The sequence below is a fragment of the Chromobacterium haemolyticum genome (assembly GCF_009936155.1).
GTDB classification, from domain to species: Bacteria; Pseudomonadota; Gammaproteobacteria; order Burkholderiales; family Chromobacteriaceae; genus Chromobacterium; species Chromobacterium haemolyticum.
Window position 1 is genome coordinate 2,300,769 of the sequence record NZ_AP019312.1, and the last position, 12,722, is coordinate 2,313,490.

Below are 12,722 nucleotides of genomic sequence, written 5' to 3' on the forward strand. Positions count from 1 at the left end.
TCGCGATTATACGCGGCTGACCGGACATTGAGCGGGGAAAGGCCGCAATCTTTAGTTTGCCGTTTTGGGGGGAGTATTAAAATTCGAACACAAATTTGTTGTTTTTTTACCATTCCATTGCGATTTTTCTGAGTCAAACACAGATGTGCGTCATGCTGGAATCAAGGTTTTTTACTGAGGGAGGCCCCATCTCCAGCGGAACTTCTGCGCGGCATCCGTTTGCGTGCAAGCTCTGTCTGAGGCTTTCTCCATCAGGATTGCGGGCTTGCATCTGAAAATAGCCTAGATCAAAAGTTCCTAATTAAAACAACAGCTTTTTTGTGTGTTTGTGTGAAGATTAACATTTCCCGAATACGTAGTTATACGGATTGGGAGACAGCGCCACTGTCATAAAATCGCGGATTTTCAAGAAGACGCTATTTTTGTATGGGGCATTTGAAAGCATCGGCGCGGGTTTGCCGTGAGCCGGCCGGCCGCGTTGCGGTCTCGCTTTTGGCGCTGGGTTTTGCCGCGCCTGCATGGGCGCTGCCGATGGCGGCGCCGTCTCCCGATCAGCAATTGATCTTGCAGCAGGAGCGCGAGCGAGCCTTGCAAGAGCAGGTGCTGCCGACTGCGCCCGACGTGCGCTTGCCGCGGCCGGCCGACGCTTTGGCTGACTATCCGGCCAGCGAAGCCCCGTGTTTCGCCATTCACGAGTTGCGCATGGTTGGCGATCTGGCCGAGCGTTTCCGGTGGGCCTTGACGGCCGCCGACGCCGCCGGCCGCTGCCTGGGCGTTCAGGGAGTGAACCTGGCGATGAAGCGGGTGCAGAACGCCCTGATCGCACAGGGCTACGTCACCACCCGGGTGCTGGTCAAACCGCAGGATCTAAAACCGGGCGTGCTGACCCTGACGCTGGTTCCCGGCCGCATCCACGCCATCCGCTTCGCCGATCCGATGTCATGGCGCGCGCGCTGGTCCAACGCCTTGCCGGCGCGTCCGGGCGACGTGCTCAACCTGCGCGACATCGAACAGGCGCTGGAAAACTTCAAACGGGTGCCGACGGCGGACGCCGACATCCAGATCGAGCCGGCCGGGGCCGACGGCGAAAGCGATCTGGTGATCGCCTGGAAAGAGGCCTTGCCCATCCGGCTGTCCTTGAGCCTGGACGATGGCGGCAGCGACGCCACCGGCCGTTATCAGGGCAGCGCCACGCTGTCGCTGGACAATCTGCTCACCGTCAATGATCTGTTCTATTACAGCCAGGGCAAGGACTTGTTCCAGCACGACCCCTTGGGTTCGAAAAGCCGTTCGCTGCATTACTCGCTGCCCTTGGGGTACTGGCAGCTGGGCCTGACCCTCAATGATTACCGCTACCACCAGACCATAGCCGGCGCCAACGAGAAATACCTGTACCGCGGCGACAGCGAGAACAGCCAGCTCAGTCTGTCGCGGGTGGTGTATCGCAGCCAGGCGCACAAGACCACGCTCAGCCTGCGAGCCTACCAGCGCAAATCGCGCAACTTTGTCGAAGACACGGAAATCCGCCTGCAGCATCGGCAAACCGCTGGTTGGGAGCTGGGGCTGAACCAGCGTTCTTATCTGGGCGACGCCACGCTGGACGCCGGTCTCAACTGGCGGCGCGGCACCGGCATGCTGGGCGCCTTGCCTGCGCTGGAAGAAGAAACCGGCAACGGAAGCTCTCGGTCCAGCATCGTGACCGCGGACCTGAGCTACAACCAGCCGCTGCAAATCGGTACGCAAAAGCTGCGGCTCAACAGCCAGTGGCGCGGCCAGTGGAGCAAGGGCGCGCTGGTGCCGCAGGACCGCTTCGCCATTGGCGGCCGTTACACCGTGCGCGGCTTCGACGGCGATCTGAGCCTGTCCAGCGAGCGCGGCTGGCTGTGGCGCAACGAGCTGTCCTGGGCGATGGGTCCCAGCGGCCAGGAACTGTATCTGGCGCTGGACCTGGGCCGCGTTAGCGGCGCCGCCAGCGCGCAGTTGATAGGCCGGCAGCTGGCCGGCGGCGCGGTCGGCATGCGCGGCAGCCTGTTCAAGCGCCTGTCCTACGACATGTTCACCGGCTGGCCGATCCAGAAACCCGCCGGCTTCCATACCGGCGCGGCGTCGGGCTTCAGCCTGAACCTGCAATTTTGATTTTTGAATTTGGGGCCGGCGGCAACGCCTCGCGTTGGCGGCCTCCCTCTTGTCGAGAGTTTTGGCCATGAACCGTCTTTGTTACCGTCTGATTTTCAACCGCGCGCGGGGCCTGATCATGGCCGTCGCCGAGATCGTCAAGCCGCTGGGCGCGGGCGGCGGCCGTTCCGCCGCGCCGGCGGCGGCAAGCCGGCGCTTGGCTGTGACCTTGCGCGGCATCGTCTGGGCAAGCTGGTGCGCGTTCGCAGGCGGCGCGTTGGCCGCTGGCATCGTGGCGGACCCGAACGCGCCAACGGCCCAGCGCCCCAGCGTGATCAATACCGCCAACGGCCTGCCGCAAGTGAACATCCAGGCGCCCAGCGCCGCCGGAGTGTCCCGCAATCAGTACAGCCAGTTCGACGTCGACAAAGGCGGGGCCATTCTCAATAACAGCGCCACCAGCGTGCAAACCCAACTGGGCGGCTGGATCCAGGGCAACCCCAACCTCAACCCGGCCGCGCCGGCGCGGGTGATCCTCAACGAGGTCAACAGCGCCAACCCCAGTCAGCTGCGCGGCTTCCTGGAAGTGGCCGGCGGCCGCGCCCAGGTCATCGTGGCCAACCCTTCCGGCATTCTCTGCGACGGCTGCGGCACCATCAACGCCGGGCGCATGACCCTGACCACCGGACGCCCTGAGCTGAACCCGGACGGCAGCCTGGCCGGCTACCGGGTGGAAAGCGGCACCATCCGCATTGAAGGCGCCGGCATGCAGGCCGGCAGCACCGAATACGCGGATCTGATGGCGCGCGCGGTGGAAGTGCAGGCCGGCATCTGGGCGCAAAATCTGCGCGTCAGCGCCGGCCGCAACCGCGTCAGCGCCGACCATCAAAACGTCCAGGCCTTGGCGGCGGACGGCGCCAGCCGGCCCGGCTTCGCCATCGACGTGGCGCAACTGGGCGGCATGTACGCCGGCAAGATCCGCCTGCTGGCAACCGAAGCCGGCGTAGGCGTGCGCAGCAGCGGGCAGCTGAGCGGCGACGAGCAGCTGCGGCTGGACAGCGCCGGCCAGCTGACCCTGAGCGGCCGCCAGAACGGCGGCGACATCCAGTACCACGCCGCCGGCGACATCGAACACGGCGGCGCCAGCTACAGCCGCGGCAAGTTGGCCTTAGACGGCGACGCCGCCTTGCGCCAGAGCGGCACCGTGGCGGCGGCCGGCGATGTAAGGGTCAAGGCGCGCAGCATCGCCGCCAGCGGCGATTTCGCCGCCGGCAGCGACGACAAGGGGCAAGTGGGCGCGGCAGGCGCGCTGAGCCTGCAGGCCGACGACAGCCTGCAGCTGAGCGGCCACGCGCTGGCCGGCTCCAGCCTGGAACTGGACGCGGCGACGATCAAGGCCGCCGACGCCAAACTGCGCGCCAAAGACAGCGCTACCTTGAAAGCGGCGGACGGGTTGGGACTCAGCCGCACCAGTTTGAACACCGGCTGGCTGATCGTCCAGGCCGGCGGGCAGATCGACAGCGACGCGGCCAAGCTTCAAGCCGGCCAATGGCAGGCTAGCGCCGCCGCACTCAACAACCTGGGCGGCGTTTGGGAACAGATAGGCCAGGGCAGCGGCGACTTCCGCATCGGCCAACTGCTGGACAACCGCGGCGGCCGCATCGAGGCCGACAGCCTGGCGCTGAGTCTTGGCCAGATGGACAACCGCGGCGGCAAACTGCTGGCCCTGGGCGGCACGGCGCAAGAATGGACCGTGCGCGGCGGGTTCAACAATCAGGATGGCCTGGCGGGGAGCAATGGGGACCTGAGTCTGAACGTCGGCAGCCTGGACAATGCCGGCGGCACGCTGAAAAGCGCCGCCGCCTTAACGCTGGAGACGGGCGGAGCGTTTGACAACCGCGGCGGCGCATTGCTGGCGGACGCCGCCTTGAAGCTGGAAGCGGCGCAACTGGACAATGGTCAGGCCGGGCGGATAGACGGCGGCGGCCCCCTGACGATCAAGGCGACGGGCAAGCTGAGCAATCAGGCCGGCTCCATACACGGCGGCGCGGACGTTGGTCTGCAAGCGGGCGAGATTGACAACGCCGGCGGCAAGGTGGAAAGCGAAGGCGCGTTGACGTTGCACTCCGACGGCGCGCTGGACAACGGCGCGGGCAAGTTGCTGAGCAACCGGGATCAGGAGATCGAGGCCGCGAGCCTCAACAACGACGGCGGCGAAATCAGCAGCCGACAAGCGCTGACGCTGCGAGCCGGCGTCTTGGCAAACCGGGGGGGCGGCATCGTCAGCCTGGGCGAGGGCGACTTCCAACTGGCTGCGCTGGACAATAGCGGCGGCAAGCTGCAAAGCGGCGGCGCGCTGGCCGTGCGAACCCAGGGGGACATCGCCAACCGGGAAGGCCGCATCAGCGCCCAGCGCGCGATGCGCTTGGACGCCGGCGCGCTGAACAATCGGCAAGGCACGCTGGCGGGCGGCGAACGCATCACCGTGAACGCCGGCCAGATGGACAATCAAGGCGGCGCGGCGGCCAGCCAGCAAGGCTTGACGCTGACCCTGGGCGCGCTCAACAACCAGGGCGGCCAGATCCAGACCTTGGGCGATCTGGCGCTGAACGCCAGCGGCCTGCTGGACAATCAGGACGGCAAGCTGGTGGCTGATCAAGGGCAGCGCCTGCGCGCAGGGGAACTGGACAACCGGCGCGGCAAGATCAGCAGCGGCCAGGGCCTGAAAGTGGACAGCGGCTTGCTGAGCAACCAGCAAGGCAAGCTGCTCAGCGGCGGCGACGCAAACTACCAGCTGGCGCGGCTGCATAACGCGGAAGGCGAACTGCAGAGCGGCGGCGCAGCGCGGCTCACCATCAGCGACGCGCTGGACAATAAGCAAGGCAAGATCGTGGCGGACCAGGGCCTTGCGCTGCAAGCCGCCGCCGTGGACAACGCCGGCGGCTTGCTCAACAGCCGCGGCGCGCTAGAGCTCAAGGCCGGCGAACTGAGCAACCGCTACGGCAGCCTGCTGAGCCTGGGAGACGTCAGCTTGGGGCTGACCAGTTTCGACAACCAATACGGCCAGATCCAAACCACCGGCGCGCTGGAGGCGGAACTGAGCGGCCAGATCGACAACCGCCAGGGCAAGCTGATCTCCAATCGCAATCAGAAGCTGAGTGCCAGCCGGCTCCACAACGAGGGCGGCGCGGTGAACAGCGGCCAGACGCTGAGCCTGACCGCCGGGCAATTGGGCAACCAGGGCGGCAAGATGGTGGGGCAAAGCGGCCTCAGCCTGGATTTGCAGCAGGACTACGTCTTCCGCGACGGCGAGACGCTGGCCAGCCAGGGGGCACTGAGTTTCCGCACCAGCGGCAGCCTGCGCAACGAAAGCCAGTGGGCCAGCGCCGGCAACGTCAGCCTGCAAGCGGCCAGTTTCAGCAACGCCGCTGGCGCCAAGCTGGCCGCCAGCGGCCGCCTGGACATCAACAGCGCCGGCCAGGCGGTCAACCAGGGCCGGCTGGACGCGGAACAACTGACGCTGAGCGCCGGGGGGCTGGACAACAGCGGCATGATCAGCGGCCGCGACGTCACGGTGAACAGCGGCGTCATCGACAATCACGGCGGCCAGGCGGTGCTGGCCGCCACCCACAGCCTGAGCCTCAACGCCGGCACCCGCTTGAGCAACCGCGACAGCGGCTACATCTACAGCGGCGGCGCCCTGAGCCTGAGCAGCGGAGATTTGATCGAAAACATCTCCACCACGATAGAGGCCGAAGGCGACGTTGCCATCAGCGCCGCTCGGTTTAACAACCAGCGCACCCACGTCAACATCCAGCGCGCGGCGGAAAGCGAGAACTATAGCTGGTACAAGTACAACTACTATTGGGACGTGTTTGAACGCGTGGGCGGCTGGGATTGGTCCGCGGTGACCAAGTCCTTGCCGGTCAACGATGCGGAAGCGGCCAAGACGCGATACGGCACCATTCTGCAAGTGAACGAAGCGAAGAAGCAGGCCCTGGTCCGCTTCCAGGGCACACAGGAACGCTGGGTCAATTACAACGCCATCAAGAAGAACGACAGCGGCGGCTACGACATGACCTTCTACCAAGGCTACAGCTGCTTCCAGGGCGCCGCCTGTCCCTATGAGCACACGGTATGGCGAGAGGTCTGGTCCGGCAGCAACGAACAATGGAACCCAGCCATTCACATCAATCCGCTGGAGTTGGACTTTGTCGATCCCAATAACAAGTTCAACTTGCGCAACCGTTCCGCCAGCGGCACCAAGACCCGGGACAAGCTGATCTCCGCCGGCGAAGTGGCCAGCCTGAGCGCCGGCGGCAATATGACGGTGAACGTCAGCGGGCAATTGCTGAACGACGCCAGCCGCATCGCCGCCAACGGCGCCGTCACCATCAACGGAGCGGACAATGGCGGAGGCGACGCGCGCGTGGTCAACCGCGGCTACTCCGTCAACGAGCGCACCCAGGAAACCGGCACGGATCACTACGACCGCAATACGCGGCACTGGTTCCCCACATACACCCAGGACAAAACGGTGGCGTTGCAGACCATAGACGCCACCATTGCCGGCCACCAGGGTGTCAGCGTGCGCGCGCCCAGCATTGTAAACGTCACCGTCAATCCGGCCCAGGTCAGCGTGGCCGAGGCGGCCAAGGCCGCCGCGGAAGCGGAGCAGGCGCGCTGGGACATGCAAGACGTGGCAGCGGCCGCTGCCTCCGCCGCGGCCGGCGTGAAAGCCGGTCCGCTCAAGGGCAGCGCCGCTCAGCCCGGCTTGCTGGACCGTCTGCCGAACAACCAGCTGTTCCAGCAAAACCCCAGCCCCACGGCCCAGTACCTGATAGAAACCGACAGTCGCTTCACCCAGTACAACAACTTCATCAGCAGCGACTACATGCTGAAACAGTTGAACTACGACCCGGTGGGCGCGCACAAGCGCCTGGGCGACGGTTATTACGAGCAAAAACTGGTGCGCGACCAGATCCTGGCGCTGACCGGCCGGCCGTCGCTGCGCGGCGAAGACGCCACCGAGCAATTCAAGGCGCTGATGAACCAAGGCGTCAACGTGGCCAAGGACTTCCGCCTGACCACCGGCGTGGCGCTGACCCCGGCGCAGATCGCCGCTTTGCAGCAAGACATCGTCTGGATGGTCAGCGAAACCGTCAACACCGCCAACGGCCCGCAAACCGTGCTGGTGCCCACCGTCTATCTGGCGCACAACACCGTGGGCCTCAGCGGCGACGGCGCGGTGATTGCCGGCAAGGACCTCAGCCTGTCCGCTGCCAGCCTGAGCAATAGCGGCAAGCTGCAGGCGGACCAAAGCCTGGTGGCCAAGGCCGATGTCATCCGCAACACCGGCGGCCTGATCCAGGCCGACACCGTCAAGCTGTTGGCGGACAGCCTGACGCTGGACACCGATTTGCAAAACGCCGGCCGTCAGGCCGCCGTCAGCGGGCGCGATGTCAGCCTGAGCGGCGTGGACATCGCCTTGAAAGGCGCCAAGATCGATGCGACGGAGCTGCTCAGCCTCAGCGCCAGCAACAACCTGACCTTGAGCACCGCGCGCAGCCGCAAGGAAGGCAGCGTGGACCTGATCGCCGGCAGCATGGGCAACCGCGACGCCACATTGGGCCCCGACGCAGGCGGCAGCGGCGTCGCCACCGTCAGCGGTGTGTGGGAGGCCGCGCAGGGCAGCAGCCTGCAATCCGGCGGCAAGCTCAACTTGAGCGCGGGCAAGGATCTGACGTTGACCGGCTCCAGCGCCCAGGCCAAGGGTCAACTCAATGTCAGCGCCGGCAACCGGCTGTCGGTGTTGGCCGACAAAACCACCAACAACACCACACTCACCGCCGATAGCGCCAGCTCTCGCGTGGAGGCGCGCTATCAGGCCGATACGCTGATCGCCAGCCAGCTCAGCGGCGGAGCCGGCGTGGTCGCCGTGGCCGGCCAGGAGCTGAGCGTGCAGGGCAGTCGAGTCGCCAGCGATCAGGGTCAGGTGTTGTTGTCCGGCACCCAAGTGGACATCGGCGCGACGGCACGCCATGTGGAAATCGACGACTACGAAAACAATCACATCGGCCAGACCCGCAGCCAGCGCCAGCAAGCCATTCGCGACACGCAAGCGCAGGGCAGCCAAATCAGCGGTCAGCAAGGCGTCACCATCCAGGCGCGCAAGACGGACCTCACCGTGCAGGGCAGCGAACTGGCCAGCGACAACGGCGACCTCAAGCTCAGCGCCGCGCGCGATATCCGCGTGGGCGCGGCGGAAGAAAGCCACAGCTTCCAGGAGCAAGCCGCCAGCACCCGCAAGAATCTGGCCAACAGCAAGCAAAGCCTCAGCCAGACCGATGAACGGCAAACGCAGGCCAAGGGCAGCAGCTTGTCCGGCGAAAGCATCAGCCTGCAAGCCGGGCAGGACCTGACCGTGGCCGGCAGCAGCGTGGCCGCCACTCATGACGTGGACCTGCTCGCCGGCCGCGACGTCACCGTCACCACAGCGGAAAACCGCCAGTACCAGCAGCACGACGAAAGCGTCAAACGATCCGGCCTGTTGGGCAGCGGCGGCATCGGCTTCACTATCGGCAGTCAGAAACAGCGCGACCAGGTGGGCGAAACCAGCGTCAGCCAAACCAATAGCACGGTGGGCAGCGTGCTGGGCAAGGTCAATATCGACGCCGGCCGCAATGCGCTGATCAAGGGCTCCGACCTGGTTGCCGGCGGCGACATCGACGTGCAAGCGCAGAACATCCGCGTGGAAGATGTGGCCAACCGCTATCAGCGCGAGGAGAAGCACGAAGCCAGCAAGAGCGGCCTCACCGTGGCCTTGTCCGGCGTGGTGGGCGCCGCCGCCAACACCGCCGTGCAGCAGGCGCAGGACAGCAAAAAAGCCAGCGGCCGACTGGCCGCGCTGCAAGGCGTTCAGGCCGGCTTGTCAGGCTATCAGGCTTATCAGGCCTACCAGCAGGAAGCGATGAAACCGGCGGCGGAACAAAGCTTTGTCGGCATCAGCTTGTCCGTGGGCAACCAGCAAAGCCAATCCCACAGCCAGCGTCAGCAAAGCCAGAGCCAGGGCAGCCAGCTCACCGCCGGCGGCAACCTCAGTTTGACCGCCACCGGCAGCGGCGCCAAAGACGTCCAGGGCCAGGCGCAGGACGGCGACATCAGCGTCACCGGCGGCCGTCTCAAGGCCGGCAAGGACCTGACGCTGGACGCGGCGCGGGACCTGCAGCTGCAAGCCGGCCGCAATGAAGACTCTCAAAGCGGCGGCAACAAGAGCAGTGGCTGGAATGCCGGCCTCAGCATCGGTGTCAGCAATGGCAGCGCTGGCATCTCCATCTTCGCCAACGCCAACAAGGGCCGGGGCAAGGAAGAAGGCCAGGGCAGCCGCTGGAACGAAACCGTGCTCAGCGCCGGCGATACCTTGAACCTGCAAAGCGGCCGCGACGCGAGCCTAACCGGCGCCAGCGCCAGCGGCAAAACCGTGGTGGCGGACATAGGACGCAACCTGACGCTGCAGAGTCTGCAAGATCAGGACCGCTACCACAGCGAGCAGAGCAACGCTTCCGCCGGCGCCAGCTTCACCTTTGGCAGCATGAGCGGCAGCGCCTCCATCAGCATCAGCCGTCAAAAGGCCAATAGCGACTTCGTCAGCGTGCAGGAGCAAACCGGCCTCTACGCCGGCCAGGGCGGTTTCGACGTCAAGGTGGGACGCCACACCCAGCTGGACGGCGCGGTGATCGCCAGCACCGCCAAGGCGGACAAAAACACGCTGGATACCGGCACGCTGGGCTTCAGCAATCAGCACAACCAGGCGGATTTCAAGGTGGAGAGCCAAAGCTTTGGCTTCAGCAGCGGCGGCAGCCTCACCGGCACGCTAAAAGGCACGCTGATGAGCCAGGGCGCCAGCAGCGTGCTGGGCGGCGGCAACAGCAGCGGCCACGCCGAATCCACCACCTACGCCGCGGTCAGCGAAGGCGCGATCAAGGTCCGCGACCAGGACAAGCAGCAACAGGATCTGAAAGACCTGAGCCGTGACGCCGAACACGCCGCCAACGGTCTGAGCCCGATCTTCGACAAGGAGAAGGAACTCAACCGCCTGCAGGAAGCACAGCTGATTGGACAGATTGGCGCGCAAGCCACTCAGATTGTTGTCACTCAGATGATGATGAAGGCGAATGAAGACTTGCGGCGCAATCCCGAATATGCGAACAGCGAAGACTATAAGAAGCTGAACGCTAAATGGGGTACCGGTAGTGACTTCCAAAGAGCGGCCCAAGCTGCCACCGCCGCGCTGCAAGGCCTGGCTGGCGGCAATGTGCAAGCCGCCATCAGCGGCGCCGCCGCGCCTTACCTGGCCGGCGTGGTCAAGGACATGACCGACGGCAACAAAGAAGCCAATGTGATGGCGCACGCCTTGCTGGGCGCGACGCTGGCACAGATGAAGGGAGAAAGCGCGGCGGCAGGAGCTGCCAGCGGCGCAACGGCTCCCATCGTGGCAGAATTGCTGCTTAACCAGCTATACCCCGGGAAGAAGGTTCGTGATCTTAACGAGTCCCAGAAACAGACCATTTCCGCGCTGACGACGATGGCGGGCAGCCTGGCGGGCTCGCTGGCTGGGGGGGATAGTGCCGGAGCGCTGGCAGGAGCGCAGACGGCTAAGAATGAGGTGGAGAACAACCATCTGCGAGCGGCTCAGATTGAGCAGTGGACGCGGGAAATAAAGGCCTGCCAAAGCAGTGGTGGCAATTGTGATGGCATCATCAAGCAGTATGAAGCTTTGAGCATTCTACAGCGTGAGCAGCTGATTACAACTTGCGCCAACAACCCCAAAGCTTGTAGCGAACAATATGGCTATGTGATCGCAGACAGCCTGGCGGTGAAAAAAACAATTGACCGAGCCCTCGGCGAAGACATTCCTCTGAAGATGGTCTACGATTTGACCGCACTTTTCCTGCAGCAACGTGAGGCAGAAGGTGTTGTAGCCAGCACCGAGTTTGCTCAGAAGTTGCAGCAGCAATATGGGATGAGCCCGGAAAAATCGGAGTTGGCTGCCGCTGGCGCGATGATGGCGATTGGTGGTGTGATTGGTGGGGGCTATAAGGGCAAGCCCATGTATATCGGAGGGGTGAAGATAGATAGTAATGTTTTTCATCGAGACATCAAGCCTAGAATTCTTTCTAGTGCGGGGAGTCGAGAGTATGCGTCTATTGTTGGGAAGAATCCGGATGTGTCCGTTAAAAATGGTAGTATTGTTTTGGTTGGTACGGGTGGTAAGTTTAAAGGGAAAGAGTTTAAGACCGAATTAAACGCAAGTGATTATTTTAAGTAAAATCCAGAGGTTCTATGCAATCCATAGTATATGATATTCGGCTGTTTTTTGGTGACGCAGCTGAGCTTATGAAATTATCTGCTACTTTTGAAGGCGGGCGGGATGGGGCGGAGTTATTGTTGGATATGCATGAGTGTTTAGCAAGGGTGTTGATTTTTGATTATCAAGAACTTGTCTTGTGCTTAACGGAGTTGCGTGCAGTGATTTTGGATGGTGGGTTGAATGTTGATGCGGATAATTCATTCCTTCTGGTTACAAGAATAGGTGCGGATGATATGGGGTGTTTTAATTTTGAGTTTGATAAGGAAGTATTGAAACTGCTAGTTGACATGGGACTCTCGCTGGCGTTTTCGGCATCGGATTGATTTTGATTACTACTGTAGGGGCTGTTGTTGTAAGGTCCAAAAGAGTAGAGGACGGTTATGCTAAGTGAATAGCTGGAGTTGCCTATGGACCCAGAAAAACTAGAGGTTCGAGTAAAATGATTTTTGGTGATCCTTATAAATTTGCTGTATTAATTCAATGCATTCCAGAGTGGTGTGATGACGCTTATAAAAATGGGGTTTTTCATTTTTGCATTGATGGTAAGTTCTTTCCTGATGTAATTGGGGCCTCCACTATTTTTGTGGATGCCTACTCTCTAATTGATGATTCAAGTCCTTTGATAGAGTTTCAGGAAAATAAGGGGCTGTTTGAGTTGGATGTTGAAGCAGCATTTCGGGAGCTGCTGGCAATGATTTCACCAGATTTTAATGGGGGACATGAGTCTGATTTTTTTGAACAAAATCTTCAATACAAAATTTCAACAGAAAACATTGAGGAACATGGTTTCATTGCTTTTGCTGTGGGATGCAAGTCAAGTGTCAGAGTAATGTGTGCAAAATGTTACGAGCTTAAGAACGATGAAAAAGGTCAAGGTTATTGGGGGGTGGTGGATTGCTTGAATATAACGGAGGCTGTTGTTGATAAGGCAGAGCTTGTCTCAATGATGACAAGCGTAAAGGAGTATGTGGTAAAAGCTTTGTCGTAAGCGAAAGTTTGAGCTGGCTGTATGGATGTAGCTAATGTTGAGTTGGTTGAAAAGCTTTCAATTCAAATAACTCAAAGCCAATGTTTTTACAATTGTTTTCAAATTTCTACCTAGACTAATTTTACCCTTAAAAATACATGAATGACTATATTTATTAAAAAGTCCTGATAAGGTTGATTATATCTATTTTTTGAGCTGGAGCCATTTTTTTAGAATACGTAAGACTTGCACCTCGCATACCAGATATGT

The 12,722-nt window shown here is 61.7% G+C and carries 4 protein-coding genes; all 4 read left to right on the plus strand.

What is annotated here, in order from left to right:
* Window positions 1–426 precede the first annotated feature (426 nt).
* Window positions 427–2,136: a ShlB/FhaC/HecB family hemolysin secretion/activation protein gene (locus GYH29_RS10410; RefSeq protein WP_161523654.1), complete on the plus strand. Its 1,710-nt coding sequence runs from the start codon at window positions 427–429 to the stop codon at window positions 2,134–2,136.
* Window positions 2,137–2,203: 67 nt separating this feature from the next.
* Window positions 2,204–11,443: a hemagglutinin repeat-containing protein gene (locus tag GYH29_RS10415; RefSeq protein ID WP_161523655.1), complete on the plus strand. Its 9,240-nt coding sequence runs from the start codon at window positions 2,204–2,206 to the stop codon at window positions 11,441–11,443.
* A gap of 14 nt (window positions 11,444–11,457) precedes the next feature.
* On the plus strand, window positions 11,458–11,808 hold the full coding sequence (locus GYH29_RS10420) for a hypothetical protein (protein WP_161523656.1): 351 nt from the start codon (window positions 11,458–11,460) through the stop codon (window positions 11,806–11,808).
* 116 nt (window positions 11,809–11,924) lie between these two features.
* Window positions 11,925–12,473 carry an immunity 42 family protein gene (locus GYH29_RS10425; protein ID WP_161523657.1) on the plus strand — a complete coding sequence of 183 codons (549 nt, stop codon included), beginning with the start codon at window positions 11,925–11,927 and terminating at the stop codon, window positions 12,471–12,473.
* The last annotated feature ends 249 nt before the right edge of the window (window positions 12,474–12,722 follow it).

Coding starts and splice junctions, on each gene's coding strand:
- GYH29_RS10410 (WP_161523654.1), top strand. CDS start 427: ATGGGGCATTTGAAAGCATCGGCGCGGGTTTGCCGTGAGCCGGCCGGC.
- GYH29_RS10415 (WP_161523655.1), top strand. CDS start 2,204: ATGAACCGTCTTTGTTACCGTCTGATTTTCAACCGCGCGCGGGGCCTG.
- GYH29_RS10420 (WP_161523656.1), top strand. CDS start 11,458: ATGCAATCCATAGTATATGATATTCGGCTGTTTTTTGGTGACGCAGCT.
- GYH29_RS10425 (WP_161523657.1), top strand. CDS start 11,925: ATGATTTTTGGTGATCCTTATAAATTTGCTGTATTAATTCAATGCATT.